Origin of the sequence: Salmonella sp. 32070601201500089SM (assembly GCF_017573605.1) — a bacterium.
In the GTDB taxonomy this organism is placed as follows: domain Bacteria; phylum Pseudomonadota; class Gammaproteobacteria; order Enterobacterales; family Enterobacteriaceae; genus Salmonella; species Salmonella enterica.
The window spans coordinates 112,982-133,124 of sequence record NZ_JAGETK010000001.1; the positions used below are offsets into that span (position 1 = coordinate 112,982).

At 50.3% G+C, this 20,143-nt stretch carries 19 protein-coding genes, 1 tRNA gene and 4 pseudogenes; 4 read left to right on the forward strand and 20 right to left on the reverse strand.

Annotated elements, in window-relative coordinates:
• Positions 1 to 103: 103 nt before the first annotated feature.
• The 4 genes and pseudogenes from J4728_RS00520 to virB11 all read right to left on the reverse strand — a co-directional run bounded on the left by J4728_RS00520 (position 104) and on the right by virB11 (position 2,197).
• Positions 104 to 409, reverse strand: a complete 306-nt coding sequence (locus J4728_RS00520; protein ID WP_208210879.1) for a dpoa decarboxylase — start codon at positions 407 to 409, stop codon at positions 104 to 106.
• A 33-nt stretch (positions 410 to 442) separates the two neighbouring features.
• Positions 443 to 748 (reverse strand): conjugal transfer protein, encoded by a 306-nt coding sequence (locus tag J4728_RS00525; protein WP_208210882.1) that lies wholly within the window; start codon positions 746 to 748, stop codon positions 443 to 445.
• Positions 749 to 783: 35 nt separating this feature from the next.
• Positions 784 to 1,183: pseudogene (locus tag J4728_RS00530) on the reverse strand (cag pathogenicity island Cag12 family protein).
• Positions 1,180 to 2,197: pseudogene (virB11, locus tag J4728_RS00535) on the reverse strand (P-type DNA transfer ATPase VirB11). The pseudogenes J4728_RS00530 and virB11 overlap by 4 nt, the downstream one beginning before the upstream one ends.
• Before the next feature lie 298 nt (positions 2,198 to 2,495).
• Here virB11 and J4728_RS24235 point away from each other — a divergent pair.
• The gene (locus J4728_RS24235) at positions 2,496 to 2,765 is read left to right on the forward strand and encodes an aminotransferase class I/II-fold pyridoxal phosphate-dependent enzyme (protein ID WP_409587749.1); all 270 of its coding nucleotides are present in this window, start codon (positions 2,496 to 2,498) and stop codon (positions 2,763 to 2,765) included.
• Between the two features lie 112 nt (positions 2,766 to 2,877).
• A pseudogene (locus tag J4728_RS00540) lies at positions 2,878 to 3,468 on the forward strand (transposase); the annotation flags it as partial.
• A 95-nt stretch (positions 3,469 to 3,563) separates the two neighbouring features.
• On the opposite strand, the gene ltrA reads toward J4728_RS00540, so the two are convergent.
• The 10 genes and pseudogenes from ltrA to J4728_RS00590 all read right to left on the reverse strand — a co-directional run bounded on the left by ltrA (position 3,564) and on the right by J4728_RS00590 (position 12,135).
• A complete protein-coding gene (gene ltrA, locus J4728_RS00545) occupies positions 3,564 to 5,048 on the reverse strand; it encodes a group II intron reverse transcriptase/maturase (protein WP_208210883.1) in 1,485 nt (494 codons plus the stop codon).
• Between the two features lie 684 nt (positions 5,049 to 5,732).
• Entirely contained in the window at positions 5,733 to 6,428 is a 696-nt protein-coding gene (locus J4728_RS00550; protein WP_208210885.1) for an N-acetylmannosamine-6-phosphate 2-epimerase, read from the reverse strand.
• On the reverse strand, positions 6,428 to 6,949 hold the full coding sequence (locus J4728_RS00555; RefSeq protein ID WP_208210887.1) for a pyridoxamine 5'-phosphate oxidase family protein: 522 nt from the start codon (positions 6,947 to 6,949) through the stop codon (positions 6,428 to 6,430). Before J4728_RS00555 ends, J4728_RS00550 begins: the two co-directional genes overlap by 1 nt.
• A gap of 1 nt (position 6,950) precedes the next feature.
• A complete protein-coding gene (locus tag J4728_RS00560; protein ID WP_208210891.1) occupies positions 6,951 to 7,292 on the reverse strand; it encodes a hypothetical protein in 342 nt (113 codons plus the stop codon).
• A 10-nt stretch (positions 7,293 to 7,302) separates the two neighbouring features.
• Positions 7,303 to 8,454, reverse strand: a complete 1,152-nt coding sequence (locus tag J4728_RS00565) for a peptidogalycan biosysnthesis protein (RefSeq protein WP_208210894.1) — start codon at positions 8,452 to 8,454, stop codon at positions 7,303 to 7,305.
• Between the two features lie 2 nt (positions 8,455 to 8,456).
• Positions 8,457 to 9,242, reverse strand: a complete 786-nt coding sequence (locus tag J4728_RS00570) for a class I SAM-dependent DNA methyltransferase (RefSeq protein WP_208210896.1) — start codon at positions 9,240 to 9,242, stop codon at positions 8,457 to 8,459.
• A gap of 262 nt (positions 9,243 to 9,504) precedes the next feature.
• Positions 9,505 to 9,618, reverse strand: a pseudogene (locus J4728_RS00575) (IS5/IS1182 family transposase); the annotation flags it as partial.
• Between the two features lie 723 nt (positions 9,619 to 10,341).
• Positions 10,342 to 10,429, reverse strand: a tRNA-Ser gene (locus J4728_RS00580).
• Between the two features lie 148 nt (positions 10,430 to 10,577).
• On the reverse strand, positions 10,578 to 11,255 hold the full coding sequence (locus J4728_RS00585) for a hydrolase (protein WP_000097893.1): 678 nt from the start codon (positions 11,253 to 11,255) through the stop codon (positions 10,578 to 10,580).
• 19 nt (positions 11,256 to 11,274) lie between these two features.
• Positions 11,275 to 12,135, reverse strand: coding sequence for a pirin family protein (locus J4728_RS00590; protein ID WP_000809969.1), 861 nt, complete (start codon positions 12,133 to 12,135; stop codon positions 11,275 to 11,277).
• 108 nt (positions 12,136 to 12,243) lie between these two features.
• Here J4728_RS00590 and J4728_RS00595 point away from each other — a divergent pair, with 108 nt between their 5' ends.
• A complete protein-coding gene (locus J4728_RS00595; RefSeq protein WP_000597928.1) occupies positions 12,244 to 13,155 on the forward strand; it encodes a LysR family transcriptional regulator in 912 nt (303 codons plus the stop codon).
• Positions 13,156 to 13,245: 90 nt separating this feature from the next.
• Here the strand turns inward: J4728_RS00595 and infA are convergent, their stop codons facing one another.
• From infA to trxB, 6 genes are all read right to left on the reverse strand, one after another.
• Positions 13,246 to 13,464, reverse strand: coding sequence for a translation initiation factor IF-1 (gene infA, locus J4728_RS00600; RefSeq protein ID WP_001040187.1), 219 nt, complete (start codon positions 13,462 to 13,464; stop codon positions 13,246 to 13,248).
• Complete coding sequence (locus J4728_RS00605) at positions 13,392 to 13,775, reverse strand: membrane protein (protein ID WP_001539595.1); 384 nt, start codon at positions 13,773 to 13,775, stop codon at positions 13,392 to 13,394. The genes infA and J4728_RS00605 overlap by 73 nt, the downstream gene beginning before the upstream one ends.
• A complete protein-coding gene (aat, locus tag J4728_RS00610) occupies positions 13,776 to 14,480 on the reverse strand; it encodes a leucyl/phenylalanyl-tRNA--protein transferase (RefSeq protein WP_001241650.1) in 705 nt (234 codons plus the stop codon).
• Positions 14,481 to 14,524: 44 nt separating this feature from the next.
• Entirely contained in the window at positions 14,525 to 16,246 is a 1,722-nt protein-coding gene (gene cydC / locus J4728_RS00615; protein WP_001202255.1) for a heme ABC transporter ATP-binding protein/permease CydC, read from the reverse strand.
• Positions 16,247 to 18,013 (reverse strand): heme ABC transporter permease/ATP-binding protein CydD, encoded by a 1,767-nt coding sequence (gene cydD / locus J4728_RS00620; protein WP_001044545.1) that lies wholly within the window; start codon positions 18,011 to 18,013, stop codon positions 16,247 to 16,249.
• Between the two features lie 113 nt (positions 18,014 to 18,126).
• The gene (trxB, locus tag J4728_RS00625) at positions 18,127 to 19,095 is read right to left on the reverse strand and encodes a thioredoxin-disulfide reductase (protein WP_000537406.1); all 969 of its coding nucleotides are present in this window, start codon (positions 19,093 to 19,095) and stop codon (positions 18,127 to 18,129) included.
• Between the two features lie 546 nt (positions 19,096 to 19,641).
• Between trxB and lrp the strand changes: the two genes are divergently transcribed.
• Positions 19,642 to 20,136 (forward strand): leucine-responsive transcriptional regulator Lrp, encoded by a 495-nt coding sequence (gene lrp, locus J4728_RS00630; RefSeq protein ID WP_000228469.1) that lies wholly within the window; start codon positions 19,642 to 19,644, stop codon positions 20,134 to 20,136.
• Positions 20,137 to 20,143: the final 7 nt, after the last annotated feature.

Genomic DNA, 20,143 nt, shown 5'->3' on the forward strand with positions numbered 1-20,143 from the left:
CGTCTTAACAATTTCTTCGAAATTGAAGCCAAAAATAATGAAGCCTTAAAATCCCGTCGCCTGTTAGTCTGTGTATTGTACAATACACTTTTGTTTTGTGTTATTACATCTGCTCGCGGTATATTTCAGCCCTGCACTCCCTTTCAGCTTCCAGTGCTTCACTCCAGGACGCATCATCAATTTTCGTGCCTTTGCTTTCGGCATAGTGTATTAATTTATTTGCGTCAGCTTCATTAAGTTCTGAAAGATGATCGCGCAAAAGACCGATAAAACAGCTTTCGTATATTTCGTAATACAGCCTACAACCTCTGTGGGCTTCTTTTGATAACGTGTCATATACCAGGCTTACAGATATTCTGTCCTGATTTTTTGAATGTATATTTTTAATGAATGAATCTTCATTTATCATTCCTAACCTCTTATATCAAAATGGATATATCAGTTATCCTTTCACTCTGCCAAATTTTGAAAGGATTTTGCTTATTGATTCAGGGTCTGCGGCTTTACATTCTCCTAAAAATTCTTTTCTCATATTGAATGTTTTACCCGGATTAAACCGATGATGTTTTTTAAAAGCGTTGATTTTAAAAAATGCGCGCTCTGCTGAACTGCATTCACTTCCACCACTATTACCCGTTGCTTTCCCGTACATACAAAGAACAACTTCGCACGGGTCAGCGGCAAAGGAATAAATCGGTGTTCCTGCGACCAGGCATAATACAGTCGCCGCGATAACGGTTTTTTTCATGATTAATCCTCGTTAGATTATATTGTTTGAATGGATTAGCGAGAAAAATAAATAGTGGTTTCTCTGCATGTCAGGCAATTAAAGACAGGCTGGTATTCAATAACACCTTTTGCGCCATTATGACGAAACCAGTTTTTGGCATTAAAGAAATCAGTACCGGATTGAGCAGTGACGACAATTCGCGTTGAGTGGGCAACTGTATAAAATACGGATGGAGACTATATTGTATCGTGGAAACTTTGTGCGCTGATTGATGATGTCCATTTACCGTTAACTGTCGGGGAAGGGACTATAACGTTATTGTCACTCCATTGCGGTAAACGGGTATTTAATGGGGCAGCGGCTTTATACCACTCTACAGGAACGGGGGGGCGGTGGCGATGAACATCCGGTAACTATTGCTGCCAGGATGATTACTTTAATTTTCTTTATCATGCTTTCATTTCCTCAAAATATTGATTGTGATGGACTGGACGTAAATAAATGTCATTCATACGACGAACATTACCGTCTAAATCAATGCTCACAATCACGTCCAGGCTATCCAGAACCTTACGTAACATAAATGTATAGGGGAGCTGGGCACATTGTGGATTCTCGTAGCAACGGGTAATAAACCCATCTATAGCTTCTTTCGCTGCTCCTGCATGAATGGAGGTCATACTCCCTTCATGGCCGGAACCTGTTATTTTGAGAAAATCCCAGGCTTCCGCGCCACGAACTTCTGTCAACAGAATACGGTCAGGGTTCATACGGTAATTCCAGCGTAAAAAGGCTCGCCAGGGTAACGACAGAACCTTTTTCATCTGATGATTGTGACGGATAAAAAAGATGGACGTAGTTTTTATGGATAAAGAATGTAATTTCCGGGGTGTCCTCAATTGTGGATATCCGAAGATGTGCCGGAATATAAACTGTCAGCATTTCTATATAGGTGGTTTTCCCGGTACTGGTTTCCCCGGCAACCGCGAGCGTTTTACAGTACCCGACGCATTTCTCCATAAAAAGAGGAATGTTTTTTGTATTGTACAATTCAATTAATTCCTCGTCGTGTGTCTCCGTCTTTTCCTCGCCTGTTACCCGGTTATAAAATCCCGCATCGATATATGACTGATGCGGGATTTGTACCTTTGATGGCTTACGGATGGTGACAGACACCGTATTGCGCTCACAGGCCGGAGGAACAATAACCTGGCACCGTTCGCCGGATTCCAATGTGGCCGACAGCCCCGGCTTGATATCTTCGACATTGTCGCCGTGGTGCTTTGCCAGACACCGGGCGAATTTGTAGCAATTCTCCTAGGACAAAGGAACTGCGTGCTGCTCCCATACGTCGTTGATTTTGGTCTACAGCTCACCCGGACGGTTGACGGCGATCTCTGTCAGGCCGGGAAGCTCCAGAAAGTCGCCGAAGAAACGCTGTTTATAACGGTAAAGAGAGATATTTATTCTGGCCCGTCGCTTCGACTGTCGGCTGATCGTTAATGAAGCCTGTTCTCTGGGTCTTCTGGGCGTTGATGGCTCTGGAGTAGAGGTTTGCCGGGAGCTATCGACGTCCGCACCGGCACTATGGATAAGGCGCTCGCCTCAACCGGCGGGTACGTCACGTGCCGCACCGGGGATTTAATGCGCCTCCGGTTCCTGCGCGGCGCAAGCTTCTCAACGAGTCTCTCTGCGCTTAATGCATTCATTGCCTTGCAGGGCGTAAAACGACTGAGACAGGATGGGTGTGCGCTGAAGGCAAGTTTTGATCGCAATGTCACGCCTTTGGCGTGAGAGCCTGAATGCACTGGGTTTTGATACCGGGCAATCGTCTACCGCTATTGTCCCTATCCTGTGTACCGACTCAGCGGCAGTTACGGCGTTGTTCCAGCGAGTCCTCGATCTTGGTGTTTATGCACTGCCAGTCTCACCCTTGTGGTCGAAACGGGTGCATGCAGTGAGAACTTCCGTGACGTCAGCTCATGAGCCTGAACGCTTGCGGGATGTTGTCGTGCGCTTCACCGTTGACATTTAATATGTTCTCAAGAGAATACAGGACGTTGCAATGTTCTGCGGCTGTTTAAAACCTTAGCCGCTTTGCTAATAAAGCCTTGTCGGGCGTCCATGTCCGGCAGATATTATCAGAAGTGAATACGATCCTGGCGCTGAATATGGAAGGCAAAAAAGAACTCCCGGGCCTTTATCTGTCTGAGAGTGAAGGCGCAAACTTCTGGTTATCTGTATTAAGCGACCTGCAAAATCGTGGTGTGGAAGATAGTCTGATCGCCCTGAATGTCGGGGCTTGTCGCGCACTGGATCAAAACACCATAAAGCGTTCATGGCTGAGCTGAAGTCCGTATATCATGCGGTGTCAAAAGAGGCGGCAGAAACAGCTCGGGATGAGCTGGAGGAGAAATGGGCCAGCAGTATCCTGTGGTGCTTCAGTTGTGGCGACGCAAGTGGAAAAATCTGTCAGTATACTTCCGTTATTCAGCGAATATCCGCAAAGTCATTTACACCACGAATGCTATCGAATCGATACATCGCCAGTTCAGGAAGCTGACGGAAACCAAAGGAGCTTTCCCGACCGAATAAAAACAGCCACCTGAAACTGCTATATCTGGGGCTGATGAATGCACAGGATAAATATCAAATTCCAGCTCCAGAGCTGGAATTTGATATTGTCGCAGTTAGCCATTTATTTTGAAGGGCGACCGAATAATGTGATGACGCTGTAGAATTTTTAACGTGAGTCGGATAAGAGAGCCGCATTTCTGCGACTCCCTCTCCTCAGAACCGTGCATGCACGTTTCCCCGCACACGGCTCAGGCCTTCACAAAGCCAGATAAATTCCTGACCCGGCAACCTCCTGCTGTGGAGGATATTTCCGCATTCGCTCTTTAAAGTAATCGACGTATTCCACATCGTAAGGATTGGCGGCTGAACGGATTTGTCTGTGACACCTGATTGGTGTCGCAGAAGCCCGTTGCAGGCTGATATCCCTGACTTCGCCATTTTTCGTGCACCAGATGGCGTGAAAGATCCAGCGACGCAGCCCTCTATTACCGTAGTACTTTCGGTAAAGCCAACGTTTTGATTTCTTGCCGTGTTTCCGCCTTATCATACGGTAAAGAGCCCAGAAGATGGCGGTGTCGATTTTACTGAAGACAGCTTTTGCCACAACATGCCGGTAATAGTTTACCCAACCCGTTATTTTACGATTGAGCAGAACTATTAATGCTGCTGTGGGCAGAGTTATACCGACCTTGATCTCTTTTCGAATAACGTCCAGGAAAGATTTGATACTGCTTTTCGCTGGTTTTATCAGCAGTTTCCTGCCGTATTTACGAATACTAAAACCAAGAAAGTCAAATCCCTGTGATATCGAAACGATCGCGGTTTTTTCTTCAGATAGTGTCAGCCCTCTTTCCCGCAAGAATATCGTTACCGCGGGTTTGATTCTGTTTTCCAGTAGCTCTTTCGAACTGCCGGTTATCACAAAATCATCGGCGTACCTGACCATGTGAACCTTGTCGGCAGGTCTCGTCATGCTTTTCAGCATTGATTCCATTCCGTCCAGAACTCCGTTAGCCAGACCGGGGGAGATAATTCCTCCCTGCGGCGTTCCTGCTACGGTGGAGAAAAGCTGTCTTTTCTCAAGAAAGCCCGCCTTCAGCCACTGTGCGAGTATCTTACGCTCGATGCAGAGATGCCTTAACATCCAGTCGTGGCTGATGTTATCGAAACAGCCTTTAATATCCCCTTCGAGGATCCATTGTGCCGATGACCTTTGCGCCAGCACCACAAAACACCGTTCTATTGCATCTGCGGCTGAGCGTTTTGGCCGAAAACCATACGAATGGTGATCGGCTGTGCTTTCAGTCATGGGTTCTGTTGCTAACAGAAAGAGTGCCTGCATGGCGCGATCGTGCATAGTAGGGATCCCCAACGGCCTTGTTTTGCCGTTCTTTTTGGGAATATGTATACGTCGTAAAGGTTGTGCCCGATAGCCCCGACAGGACAGAGACATAGCGGCATGCCACTTTTGTTGCGGATTTATCCATCGCGTTCCGTCGATGCCCGGCGTGTTACGTCCCCGGTTCGATGTCTCGCGCCTTACAGCCAGCAACTTCGCCTGATGGGATCGGGTGAGAAGTCGCTGGAGCACATGCACTTTATTCCAGCGCTGTGCTTTGGTTGCCTTAGCGATACGCATCTGGAAGCGAAATACATCATCTTCAACCTGTTGCCAATTAATTGATGACCACAGAGATGATGCTGAAGGCGCACCGCACTGGTTACTGGCCTGTTGCGTCATTTGCGTTCCCTCATAATGTCGATTTACCAGACTTTCTCGCCAGAGAAGACCCACCGGACGTCAGCCCCTTTTCAGGCCGGTAAAAAAAACCGTATATCGTTCATTACAACCGATCATTCGCTTCTTCCGGCGTCCCGCTCCCGCACAACCATTGTTTGTCCTCACGAACTCACTATCTTGCGGAGTTGTACGGGGTTACCACGTTCCGTTCCTGTGACTCAAGGGGACAGGTCCCCCGTTAACACCGGCGATACAACACTCACGATGCCCCATCTGTGAGAGGACATACCTGCTCGCGTGCCTTTTGGCTGAAGCCTGACAGCCGTTTTGGCTTCTTACATATTACGATGCTTACCGGGATTTGCTTGTGCTGACCATACCCTCATCCCTTGCGCCTTCACCGCCTTCGGCTGGCAGTTTCGGATTGAGCCTCACGGCTCGCTCTTACGGATAATCCGTGGCTACGTTGTCCCCGACGCTTTGCACCCTGAAATTACTCTCAACGCACAGTCGGGTAGGGAACTGCTGGTGAGACAGCAGGTTTCTTCGCACTTCTTACTACATACTGGCTGAAACAATCACAGGAACAGCCTCGTGTCGCACCACAAATTTCTATACAGATCCAATCCTATCCATGTACTTCCATATATCTCCTGTAGATTTCATATGCAAAAGAACTAACTTTTATTGTCCCTGCAGGGACAATCCATTAACGAAGGCTCGTGTGATATTTTGTGGCCGCGTTATAGCTCCACCGACAACAATGGAGTGAGCCCCGCAGCGCAGCGCACAGGCCGCCTGTTCCGGTGTATTTATTCCCCCCTCAGCCAGTATCGGCAAAGCAACGGCATGACATAATGCTTTCAGATGTGCGTAATTATCATCAATGAGGTGCTTCCCTTTACTCTCCGGAGTATAGCCATACGCCGCAGTAGTGATGCCATCATAACCCAGATCTTGTGCCAGAAGAGCCTCTTCAAGCGTAGCCACTGCCGCTAACAGTAATACCCTGGGGTAATGCGTGCGGATTTCCAGAAGCACATCTTCCAGTCGTTCACCACCAGGCCGGTGCCGAAAGCCGGTTTCGATGGAAATGAGGTCCGGCTCCGCAACCATTAATCCGTGAATATCTGCCACCGTCGGTGTCAGGCATACCGTGGAGTCGCTATAATGGCGATTCAGAACACCAATCACCGGTAAGGTAACCTGTGCCTTGATGGCCACGATATCCTGCGCACCGTTGGCAACTATCCCACCCGCTCCGCCAAGGTATGCCGCATTTGCCATTTTCGCCATCACCGAAGCACCATGTAACGGTTCATCGGGTAACGCCTGGCAGGAGACGATTAGCTTGCCTGCCAACAAATTTAACAGACCCATTATACCTCCGGTTTTGGTACAACCAATTGGGCAAGGGCGACGGAAACTCGCCGATCCTCTTTGGTCTGCAGCCAGCTTTCTATATCCAGCAACCACCAGTCATTGATAAGAAGTTCGTAAAAACGCCGCGGGCCATCACCATAAAACTCGTGTAGCGGCAACTGCCAGCGAGAACGTTCTAAGGCATCGGGAAAATTGAGTCGATAATAATCCTGATGGATACGTTCACACTCACTCTGTGGTATTTCCCGCGCGTTGCCGGTAAATTGCGCACCATCCAGCCCTAACGGAGACGTCTCCTGCATGTCATAACGAAACAGAGAACCGCTGACCTCGGTGCGATGACAAATATTCCTAGAATGTCTGGCAATTCTCATCGAATACCACACCAGCCTTAAGGGTTCGAACAACGGCACATAATTGACAGTAGAAGCCCAGGGTAAGCCATCTCCCTGTTGACTGGCAAGAGTAAAAAAACGTGCGCTGTTGAGTAAATACAGACTCCTCTGCACCAAATTCATGTTATCTTCCTGAAGAGATAAAAGGCGCATCGTTCAACAGGCTCGAATCAAGAATATCCCACCACAATTCTTGTTCGGAGCGGATCTTTTCCCATTCGGGTATTTGGCTGAGTGCTGATACGGCTCTACGGTACTGTCCCCAGGCAGACTCATCGGCGAAAGTAACATAATGTTCCAGACAATGGACGTTATTGCCAATAGTTCGAACATACCAGCGTCGTTCTCCTGCCATTTCCAGTGTGCGATAGAACCATTCATCGCGTTTCTCGACCCAATGCCAAAATGCGGGCATATCCTGATGGGCTTTATGAGTCGGTTTTAATAAATACATCAGATGTAGCATAACATTTCCTTTAATTAAGTTGTGTCCAGTGAGCGGACAGGTGGGCACCATACTGTTGCTGGTATTCATGATAAAAGAGACGGTTATAGTTTTTACATTCGTGGGTTGACGGAATGGCCGTGTTTTCATTGTCGAATAACAGCAGTGCTGCCAGCGGCTCTATTTCAGCACCACGCAATGACTTGGCCCGGAGAGAAGAAACAGAAAATCGATATTCGCGGATACTATTTCTCACCGCATAATCTAATGAGTGGTAATAACTCAGCACAAAATAACGGAAATCGTTATCATCAATCAGATAATTTGAGCCGTAATAGCGAAAATGTAACGTATCACCAAATCGATAGAAGATAGTTATAGCCAGAATTGTATTGCCACGTATGGCTATAACAGCAACGGCGGAGTCAATAACCGCAGATTTTTTTTGTCCATCAAACATACGCCGCATCCAGTCAATACTTTGATGGTTACCGTATTTTGTCCTGTTGTTAGTTATTAGCTCTGCGGCGAGTTCCAGCAGGTGATCATCCAATCGGCGCCATTCCACTCTGTTGCCAAAGCGGGAAAAAGCAGCTAACTCCACTTTAGTTCTTCTTCTGCGTTGATAGTCCATGCGTTGTAATTGCGAAATCAGTCCACCTTCAGGGATGGTCATCGCTGCCTCCGCTGAGTGCATCAGAACACGAGCATTGGGACAATAACGAGCAACTTCCAGTGCCTGACACAGTGGCATAAAAGGGACTATGGTAGCGTAACGTTTTCTGGTCCTGGCCAACTGCGCCAACATGTTACCCATCGCTGACAAGGCTTCACCGCGTCTCAGCCCACGTACACAGGGGATTTCATTGTGTGTAGAGCGACGAGCGCCAACCCACAGAAAAGGCTGTTGCCACGGGCCTTTCAACCCGGGGAAGTAGTCTGGCAGGTAGAACAATCCAGGTTTATTTTCTCCATCCCAAAGAGCACAACCACCTAACAACCCACTACTGCCACGCAGAGTAAAAATATCCGCTTTACCCAAGGCGTGATCCAGTGCGGCTAACCAACCATGGCTATGAAAAAAATCATGATCAGTAACCAGCCCATCCCACTGATGCTGGTCAATATGTTCAATACCAGACACAAAGGGAATCACAGACCGGTTCGGGAAAGGGGATAACATAATTATTCCTTGATGCATTCAATGATTGCGGAATGGGGACATTGGAGATAGAGGGAAAGTTCGAGTGATAAGGGTTTTGAGGGAACACTTAATGATTTCCAGTTTACTATCTGAAATCCCACCTGATATAGCACACTTTCCAGTGTCTGACGTGACCAATAGTAGGCCTGTATATTGACATCGTAAGGAGGCTGACAGATATGAAGCCGAACTTGGCTACCATCCGCGCGGGGTTGTTCTTCAATCAGGCGAAGACCAACAGACCGATAATATTCGGGATCTAAATTGAATTCAGGGTGCATAGGCAGTGTGATTAGCCGCCCTCCAGGCTTTAACATCTTGATCATCGTCTGACTCATTGTCAGTAGATCTTCACTGTGGGATATATAGGGCATAACATAGACTGCAAGGACAATATCGAAATGTTCCTCATATTTTTCATTAATCTCAGTAAAGTAATCAATACCGAGTTGTTCTTTTTCCTCACGTCGGCGAGCATAATTAATCATACCTTCAGAAATATCATAACCGACAATAGATTTTGCTCCCAGGGCGTTCAACCATCGCGAAATATTACCTGGCCCGCAGCCAAAATCCAGTACATTAAGACCAGATAGATCACCCAGTAACAGTTCTAATGTAGGAAGTTCTAACTCTTTACGATAGGGCCAGGACAACATTTCCTCATAGAGACCCGCGTATTCATCAAAGGTCGCAGAATCAAACTGGGATAACTTAGCCAGGTTTTCCCTAGCAGATGATGAGTCTGAACATTGTGTAGAAAGCATAACGTATCACCACCTAATCACAATAACATAATGAATTAAAAATTTAATTTTTCTGTTTGCCTTACTTTTTAGACAAGGCAGACAGAAAAGAAAAACTGTTATCACTTCCCGAAAAAATAAATAAAAGAGAAGCTAAGTTACTTTTTAATGATGTGCCAGTTATATGACTATCCACTGTATACTAAGCTAGTATATGATATTAATATTTTCAATGGATGAATTAAAATATAAAAATATCATTTATTTATTAATTAGTTATATCCTATCCCAATAGTATTTTATTCCAGACAATGACACCACAGACAAAATGCAGCATCGCTTCATAATTTTCGAATTTCTTCTCCCGGCGCGTCAAAACTCGACGGTAGCGGTTCATCTTTCTACAACCCAGCCGCGAGCTCAGCCTGTATGAATCGCAGCTCTATAACTGGCGTAGTAAACGGCAACAACCGCTATCATCCTCTGACCGCGAAAATGCCCCGCCCACGCTGAACGCATTATCTCCTGACCCATACATAAAAATGGGTGTTATATGAATTTACGTGCAGGCATGCTTGTGCGGCTTTATCTGAAAACCATCAGCAGACATACAGTGTTGAGCTGGGTGCTTCCCGTATTATTTATCGGCTTAATGGCAAAACTCCGCCGTCTGGGCTGTAAACAATCAGGATTACCCCGTTCTTGTTAAAAGTCAGGTTCTGCTTGCAGGTGTGCATTGAGGAAATACGGCCTGTTCCAAATTTATGCAGATGATAGCAGGAGTTGCGTGGCTATCAGCGAGATGTGCAGGAAAGGTTGAGTGGATAATCAATACAACGGTCAATGTTGATTATTTGCCTGCGGGATTATTCATACTTACATTGACAGAATGAGCTAAATCGATGGTTTGCATAAAAGCGCGAAGGTAAACGGAAGAGAACGGTAAGTACGAAAAGTATTCAACCTGGAGGTTGCGTACTGGTGCAAAACAGTCCTAAACTGTCCGAAGCAGGGCGATACTGTCCTGTGAAAGCCGGATGGTATTGGCATACCCGATGGCATACTCCGGATTGCAGATAAAGAAAAAGCGCATGTAACTCAGTAACATGCGTTCAGAATATGGCGGTGAGGGGGGGATTCGAACCCTCGATACGTTGCCGTATACACACTTTCCAGGCGTGCTCCTTCAGCCACTCGGACACCTCACCATATTGTATTGCTGCCTGACCACTTGGGGGGCAACGGGGCGCTACTATAGGGAGTTGCGCTAAAACGGTCAAGCAGAATTTACATATTCACTGTCGTTTGCTCATGCAATAGACATAATCCCCGCCCAAACTGGCGCGGGGAGGCAAATTAGCGCTGTGAATCCAACATTTCGTTGTTTTTCACCACATCCTGCGCTTTGCTGTAGCTTTCGATCAGCAGTTGATAGGCCGGGAATACCTGAGTATAAACGTCGGCCCACGCGGCGGCGTCTTCACGGTTCCAGGTGCCTTGCAGCTCAGAGGCGACTGCGGCAGTATCCATCGGTACGACGCCAGCCTGTACGATACGCGCCAGGGTGATCTCCTGCGCCATCTTACTGTAGGTGCCGGATGCGTCGATCACGGCAAATACCTTATAACCTTCCGCTACCGCGCTAATGGCCGGGAATGCCATACACACGCTGGTAATCGTCCCGGCAATGATCAGCGTCTTACGACCCGTCGCTTTTACCGCCTTAACGAAATCTTCGTTATCCCAGGCGTTAATTTCACCTTTGCGCGCAATGTACTGCGCATGTGGCGCATTAGCGTGGATCTCCGGGATCAGCGGGCCGTTCGGACCTTGCGGTACGGATGCCGTGGTAATGACCGGCATTTTCGCTAACGTCGCCATCTTCGCCAACGCCGCGGCGCGAGCGCGTAATTCCGGCATTGGCATATCGCCTACGGTCTGGAAAAGACCGCTTTGATGATCGATTAAAAGCATCACGGAATCGTTAACATCAATTACCGGGCGCAAACCATTAAAATTAGCAGGACTTGACATCGTGTTCTCCTTCATGTTTTCAGATTTGGCCAAAACGGCCGGAGTTGAAATCGCGGACTGCTTCTGCGATCTCTTGTTTCGTGTTCATAACAAATGGGCCGTAACCCACAATCGGTTCATTCAGCGGCTCGCCTGATAACAGCAATACGCTGGCGTCGCTGCTGGCCTCAAGGTGCAGCGTTTTCCCTTGCTGGCTCAATACCACCAGTTGCGCTTCGTTGACCGGCGTCGTGCCGTTCACCGTGATATTGCCTTTCAGTACCACCAGCGCGGTGCTCCATCCTTCCGGCTGTGCTAATGTAAGCTGGCGATTGCGTTGCAGGCGCATATCCCAGACATTGAGCGGCGAGAAAGTGTGCGCCGGGCCTTTTGTCTCTTCATAACGCCCTGCGATGACCCGCACGACTCCGGCGTCATCCGGCAACGTAACGGTCGGGATAACATCGTGGGTAATGCTTTGATAACCCGGAGTGGTCATTTTGTCCTTCATGGGAAGGTTAACCCACAACTGCACCATTTCCAGTTCGCCGCCCCGACGGGTAAACGCGTCGGAGTGGAACTCTTCATGCAAAATGCCTGCGCCTGCGGTCATCCACTGAACGTCGCCCGGGCCGATAACGCCGCCGCGACCGGTAGAGTCCCGGTGCTCGACTTCGCCACTATAAACAATCGTCACGGTCTCGAAACCGCGGTGTGGATGCTCTCCAACGCCGCGTTTTTCATTACCCGGCGTAAAGGTGTGTGGCCCGGCATAATCCAGCAGCAGGAATGGACTCAACTGCTGCGCATGTGACTGATAAGAAAAGAGTGAACGAACCGGAAATCCATCGCCAACCCAGTGCGGGCGAGGTGCGGTATAGACGCCTGTAATCTGTTTCATGGTGTTCTCCTCAGTGGCGTTGTCTTGATGTGAATAAGCTTATATTCATGACAAAAGGTTCGGTAGTGGCTAAAATGGCTCATACCGTTCCATTAATAGGACAATGTAATGATAAAAACGGATCTCAATGATTTTGCGTGGTTTGTGCATGTGGTCGAAGAGGGTGGGTTTGCCGCGGCGGGGCGTGCGCTTGATGAACCAAAATCAAAACTGAGCCGGCGTATTGCGCAACTGGAGGAACGGCTGGGCGTGCGATTGATTCAGCGAACCACCCGGCAGTTTAACGTTACCGAAGTGGGACAAACATTCTATGAGCACTGTAAAGCGATGCTGGTGGAAGCTCAGGCGGCGCAGGATGCCATTGCCGCATTGCAGGTAGAACCTCGCGGTATCGTGAAGCTGACCTGCCCGGTGACGCTGCTGCATGTACACATCGGCCCAATGCTGGCGAAGTTTATGGCGCGTTATCCTGATGTTTCGCTACAGCTTGAAGCGACCAATCGTCGGGTGGACGTCGTAGGGGAGGGGGTGGATGTGGCGATTCGCGTCAGGCCGCGCCCGTTTGAAGATAGCGACCTGGTGATGCGCGTCCTGGCTGACAGAGGGCATCGCCTGTTTGCCAGCCCGGATCTTATCGCACGGATGGGAATCCCTTCCGCGCCGGCGGAGTTGAGCCATTGGCCAGGGCTAAGTCTTGCATCCGGCAAGCATATCCACCGCTGGGAACTTTACGGCCCGCAGGGCGCGCGTGCGGAAGTCCATTTTACCCCGCGTATGATTACCACCGACATGTTGGCGCTACGCGAGGCGGCGATGGCGGGCGTGGGGCTTGTGCAGCTACCTGTCTTAATGGTGAAAGAACAACTGGCCGCCGGTGAACTGGTCGCGGTGCTGGAAGAGTGGGAGCCCCGGCGGGAGGTTATTCATGCTGTGTTCCCATCCCGGCGAGGATTATTACCTTCCGTACGTGCGTTGGTCGATTTTTTGACGGAAGAGTATGCGCGAATGGTGGAAGAGTAACCTGCTCGTCATTCATCAACTTAATGGACGCAAAAAAGGCCGGTTAAACCGACCTTTTATCCAGCCGCCCTTCAGGGCGTGAGGAGACAATTAGCGACTACGGAAGACAATGCGGCCTTTGCTCAGGTCGTACGGGGTCAGCTCAACGGTCACTTTGTCGCCCGTCAGGATGCGGATGTAGTTCTTACGCATTTTACCGGAGATGTGTGCAGTAACCACGTGACCGTTTTCTAACTCTACGCGGAACATGGTATTAGGTAACGTTTCGAGAACGGTACCTTGCATTTCAATATTGTCTTCTTTGGCCATCTAATCCTCTGGGGTATCACTACCATAATTTGAACCGGCAAGATAATGCCGAACTTCTTTTGATAAGTAAAGATTTGTGCGTTTAAAACACAGCAAACCAGGTTTAGCACATGATTCCGCGACACACGACAACGCCGCGTTATACACCTTTTCCCTGATACTACCGCCTGATGTATCGACATAAGCGCAACATATAAGGGAACGGTGAAATAAACGATGGGCGTTACCTGACAACGGGCTGCGGGATAATGAGCTAAACCAATTCTGCGGCAGCAATTATAACACCCCAATAAAAAATGTGCCGAAAACATTCACTTCCGGGGCAAAAATAATGTCCGCGGCACCCAAAAACGGGAGGCCAGCGGCTGTTGGCGTAAGGCCGCGAGGTGATCGAGGTAGTCACGACGTGGAATTTCAATGGCGCCGAGCGAGGCGGTATGACTATTAAGTACCTGACAATCAATAAGTTTACCGCCGTGACGGGTAAATTCAGCGCAAAAAACCAGCAGTGCGGTTTTAGAGGCATTCTCCTGACGGCTAAACATCGATTCGCCGCAAAACAGCGCCCCCTGCGAGACGCCATACATCCCGCCGACCAGTTCCCGATCGCGCCACACTTCAATGGAGTGCGCGTGGCCCAATTCATGTAATCGGCGATAGGCTTCCTCAATACCACGCGTTATCCAGGTGCCTTCGTCACGGTGATTGGCGCATCCATCAATGACCCGATCGAAAGCGTAATTGAGCGTCACGCGGTAAGGGGATGCGTTGTGAAAGCGCTTCATACTGCGACTGAGGTGAAACTTTTCAGGCCACAGCACGGCGCGAGGATCGGGCGACCACCACAGAATCGGGTCGCCCGGCGAAAACCACGGAAAAATCCCGTGCTGGTAGGCCATTAACAACCGGGCAGGGCTGAGATCGCCGCCCAGCGCCAGTAAACCGTTAGGCTCGCGTAAAGCGCCTTCCGGCGAAGGGAAGGCGATAGAATGTCGGGAAAGCTGAACCAGACGCATGACGGCGAAACTCCAGTACGCAAGTCGGATCGTTCAATAATAGCTTACAGACGTTGTTTAAACTGATAATAGCGCCCTTGTCCGGCTAACAATTCTGCATGAGTGCCTCGCTCAATGATGTGCCCGTCGTCCATTACGATGATTTGATCAAAACGGGCCAGGCCGCGCAAACGGTGAGTCACCATCAGGACGGTTTTCTCGCGCATCACATCGGCAAGTAATTCCAGCATTTCGCTCTCGGTGGTCGCATCCAGCCCCTCAGTAGGCTCATCCAACAGCATCAACGGGGCATCGTGCAACAGCGCGCGGGCGATGGCCAGACGACGAAGTTCGCCGCCGGATAGCAGACGACCGCCTTCGCCGAGCCAGCTATTAAGCCCACTATCTTCGAGCAGATTTTCGAGGCCGACGCGACGCAGCATGTCGGAAAGGGCTTCGTCGCTGGCATTGGGCGCCGCCAGTAATAAATTATCACGCAGCGTGGCGCTGAACAGGTGGACACGCTGCGGCACCACGCTGATAGTCCGGCGTAAGGCGGATTCGCTCAGCGAGGATAGCGGAAGATCGTTGAGCAGAATTTCGCCTTGTTGCGGGTCCCAGGCGCGGGTGAGTAGCTGCAACAGCGTTGATTTTCCGCAGCCGGTACGCCCCAGAATAGCGACATGCTCGCCAGGATTAGCCTGTAATGAGAGGGCATTGAGCGCATTAATCGGCTGGTCGGGATAACGAAACGAAACGTCCCGCAGGGTGAGTGTGACCTTTTCCGGCGCGGGAGTTTCTGCTTGCGGAAAGGTCACCTCCGGTTTTTGCTCCGTTAATTCAGTGATACGAAGCGCAGAGGCGATAACCTGCCCCAGATGCTGGAATGCGCCGGTAACGGGCGCAAGCGCCTCGAAAGCCGCCAGCGCGCAGAAGACAAACAGCGCGATGAGCGCGCCGGGCTGCGTATTGCCGCCAACGCCGCCGGAGGCCATCCACAACATTAACATCACCGCCAGCGCACCAATCAGCAGCATTAACGCCTGCGATAAGGCGGTGAGTTCAGACTGTCGGCGTTGGGCCTCATGCCATTGTAATTCGGTGGCTTCCATTTGCGCCCGATAGCGTTTGCTGGCGCCAAAAATGGTGAGTTCCGCCTGGCCCTGTAACCATGACGTGAGCTGCTGGCGATACTGACCGCGTAGATGCGTCAGATTTTGGCCGGTATTTTTGCCGGCGCGATAAAACACCGGCGGCATAATAAACAGCGTCAACAGCATAATGCCGCCCAGCGTGATCGCCAGCGTCACGTCGAGAACGCTAAGCCCCAGGGTGACAATCATAATCACTACAAAAGCGCCGACCAGCGGGGAGATGACGCGCAAATAGAGATGGTCCAGCGTGTCGACGTCGGCAACGATGCGGTTCAGCAGTTCACCTTGCTGATAACGCGCCAGACCCGCGGGGGAGAGTGGTAGAAGTTTGCTAAAGGTATAAATACGCAGATGTTGCAGTACGCGGAACGTGGCGTCATGACTTACCAGACGTTCAAAATAACGACCAGCGGTACGGGTAATGGCCGCGCCGCGCACGCCGGCTGCCGGGAGCATATAGTTAAAACTGTAAATTCCCGCGAAGCCTGCGATAGCGGACGCGGACAGGAACCAGCCGGAAAGCGTCAGCAGCCCGATACTGGCAAGCAGGGTCAGGATTGCCAGCGCAATTCCCAGCGTTAGCATCCATTTATGGCGTTTATAAAGCGTCAGATAAGGGAGTAGCGCGCGCATTTAAATATCCTCCTGACGATGAGCCAATAACGTCGCAAAAGCGCCGTTGGCGGCGCTGAGTTCGGCATAACTGCCTTGTTCGACAATCGCGCCATCTTGCATAACCCAGATAGCGTCCCAGTCGGCGAGATCTTCCAACTGATGCGTCACCATTAATGTGGTCTGGCGTTTTGACGCCGCTTTTAACGCCTGCATGACGCGTTGCTCGCTGTGAGCGTCCAGGCTTGCCGCCGGTTCATCCAGCAGTAGCAGTTGACAGGGATTAAGTAGCGCACGGGCGACCGCTACACGCTGTGCCTGGCCGACGGAAAGTCTGCTGGCATGATTGCCGAGCGGGGTGTCTACTCCCTGCGGCAGCAGCGGTAAAAACTCGCTTACCCATGCGGCGTCAAGCGCGGCATAAAGTTCCTGCTCGCTGGCGTCCGGGCGCGCCAGTAATACATTTTCGCGTAGCGTCGCCGCAGGTAATTGCGGGTTTTGCCCAACCCAGGAGAGATGCTGGCGCCAGGATTCCGGCGAGAGATCGCGAAGCTCGACACCGTTAATACGCAAAGATCCCTGATAGGAGAGAAAACCGGATAATACATTCAACAGAGTGCTTTTACCGGAACCGCTGCGTCCTACCAGGACGGCGCGTTCTCCTGCCGCTAATGAGAAATTCAGCGGCCCGGCAAGCGTTTTGCCTTCTGGCGAGGTGATAATAAGATTGACTGCGTCAATGGTTACAGGTTCGTTTTCCGCCAGCTCAACTTCGCCGCGCGCCGGGTGGGCGAGGGGCGTTTCCAGAAACGTCTTCAGACTATCCGCCGCGCCAACCGCCTGCGCCTTAGCATGGTAAAACGTGCCGAGGTCGCGTAACGGCTGGAAAAACTCCGGCGCGAGGATCAAGGCGAGGAACCCGGCGGCGAGCGTCACACCGGTACCGTAATGACCAAAGTTCAGCTCGCCCAGGTAAGAGAAGCCAAAATAAACGGCGACCAGCGCAATAGAAAGCGAGGTGAAAAACTCCAGCACGCCGGAAGATAAAAAGGCGAGGCGCAGTACTTCCATCGTGCGCTGACGAAAATCCTGCGATGCTGCGCGAATGCTCTCGGTTTCCGCTTCTCCACGACCGAAAATTCGCAGCGTTTCCATCCCGCGCAGACGGTCAAGAAAATGGCCGCTTAGCCGGGCAAGCGCCAGGAAATTGCGGCGGTTGGCGTCAGCCGCGCCCATTCCTACCATCGCCATAAATAGGGGAATGAGCGGGGCGGTGCCCAGCAGAATCAGCGCCGCCGCCCAATTTGACGGGAAAATCGCCGCCACGATTAAGAGCGGTACGCAAACGGCAAGCGCCATTTGCGGCAGATAGCGCGCATAATAGTCATGCATATCGTCAATCTGTTCCAATACCAGCGTCGCCCAGCTACCGGCGGGCTTGCCCTGAATCCAGGCTGGGCCGGCTTGCTGCAGACGATCCAACACCTGACGGCGGATCTCAAAGCGAATATGTTGTCCGGCATGAAAACCGACGCGCTCGCGCAACCACACCACCCAGGCGCGGAGGACAAAGACCAGTATCAGCAGGATAAAAGGGAGCAACAGCGCTTCCCGTGGAATGTTCTCCATGATCATATGTTGCAGGATACGCGCCATGATCCAGGCCTGAGCGACAATTAATACGCCACTCATGAACCCCAACAGGCGGGAAATATTCAACCACCGTTGGGAGATTACGCTTTGCTGTTTTAACCAGCGGGTCAGCTCTTTTTGACGGGTTTTATTCATTGCACGCTTAGCAGGTGAGTTATTGGAATTTCAGGCAGGGCAATGTTACAACGACGCAAAAATAAAGGCGACTTATAGTCGCCTTTTTTACTTTTGTTACTGATTTGTAAAAACTATTTACTCGCGTCGGCCAGACCATCGAGATAGCGTTCAGCATCCAGCGCCGCCATACAGCCCGTACCTGCAGAGGTGATCGCCTGACGGTAAATATGATCCATGACGTCACCCGCCGCGAATACGCCAGGGATGCTGGTTTGTGTGGCGTTGCCATGGGTGCCGGACTGAACTTTGATATAACCATTTTCCAGCTCAAGCTGGCCTTCGAAGAGCGCCGTGTTTGGGCTATGACCGATGGCTACGAAAAGTCCGGCGATGTCCAGCGTCTCGATATTATCGCTCTGCTGCGTGTCGCGAAGACGCAGACCAGTAACGCCCATCTGATCGCCGGTCACTTCTTCCAGCGTCCGGTTGGTGTGCAGGATGATATTGCCATTTTCGACTTTATCCATCAGGCGCTTAATGAGAATTTTTTCAGCGCGGAAACCGTCACGGCGATGGATAAGGTGCACTTCCGAAGCGATGTTGGACAGATAAAGCGCTTCTTCAACTGCGGTGTTGCCGCCGCCGATCACCGCCACTTTCTGATTGCGGTAGAAGAAACCGTCGCAGGTTGCGCAGGCGGAAACGCCGCGCCCTTTAAAGGCTTCTTCCGATGGCAGCCCCAGATAGCGCGCGGAAGCGCCGGTCGCAATGATCAACGCATCACAAGTGTACTCTGCGCTGTCACCTGTCAGACGGAACGGACGATTTTGCAGATCCACTTTGTTGATGTGATCAAAAATTATCTCGGTTTCAAATTTTGCCGCATGTTCATGCATGCGTTCCATCAGCAGCGGGCCGGTCAAATCGTTTGGATCGCCGGGCCAGTTTTCCACTTCCGTCGTGGTAGTCAGTTGACCGCCTTTTTCCATACCGGTAATAAGTACTGGCTGTAAATTTGCGCGCGCGGCATACACCGCCGCGGTATATCCCGCCGGTCCTGAGCCCAGAATAAGCAGCTTACTGTGTTTGGTCGTGCCCATGAGATCCCCATAGTTGTTGGCAGACAATGAGCAGAATTGTAGGGAATTTACAGACGTAAAAAAAGAGCATAACGATTTTGTTAACAATATGTGTAATAGCATGAACCGATGAACGACCGCGACAGCGACATTATCATCACAAATTTTACTTAAAATCGGTAACTTATAAGGTGACGAAATGACAGTTTACCGCCCTCTCTAATGAATAACTGGCATGTTGTACTAAAAATCGATGTTTTGCTTTGACAATCACCTGCTGTTTTGCGAAAACATTCGAGGAAGAAAAAAACTGTGTTATGTATGTGCTGCATAATCATGCATGTAAATACCATGTTTACCGGGCTAGTGAAATCTACGCATGGCGTGGACAGACGCCATTCGTGATGTCGATAGCTGCCGCGAGGCAACGGTCTTCTCACCATAGACCAGGCATTGCGCGCCGTTAATCCCTCTGGGTTTCGGTCTATTGTGATGGGCAGCGACTCTGAACAGTGATGTGAGTAGAGTCAGGCAGGAGTAGGGAAGGAATACAGAGAGACAATAATAATGGTAGATAGCAAGAAGCGCCCTGGCAAAGATCTCGACCGTATCGATCGTAACATTCTTAATGAACTGCAAAAGGATGGGCGTATTTCCAACGTCGAGCTTTCTAAACGAGTAGGACTTTCGCCGACACCTTGCCTTGAGCGTGTGCGTCGGCTGGAGCGACAGGGGTTTATCCAGGGCTATACGGCGCTGCTGAACCCACATTATCTGGATGCGTCACTTCTGGTATTCGTTGAGATTACCTTAAATCGCGGCGCGCCGGATGTGTTTGAACAGTTTAATGCCGCCGTGCAAAAGCTTGAAGAGATTCAGGAGTGTCATTTGGTTTCCGGCGATTTCGACTACCTGTTGAAAACCCGTGTACCGGATATGTCAGCGTATCGAAAACTATTGGGAGAGACGTTGCTGCGCTTGCCAGGTGTGAACGACACCCGAACTTACGTAGTGATGGAAGAGGTAAAACAGAGTAATCGTCTGGTTATTAAGACACGCTAACACGGAA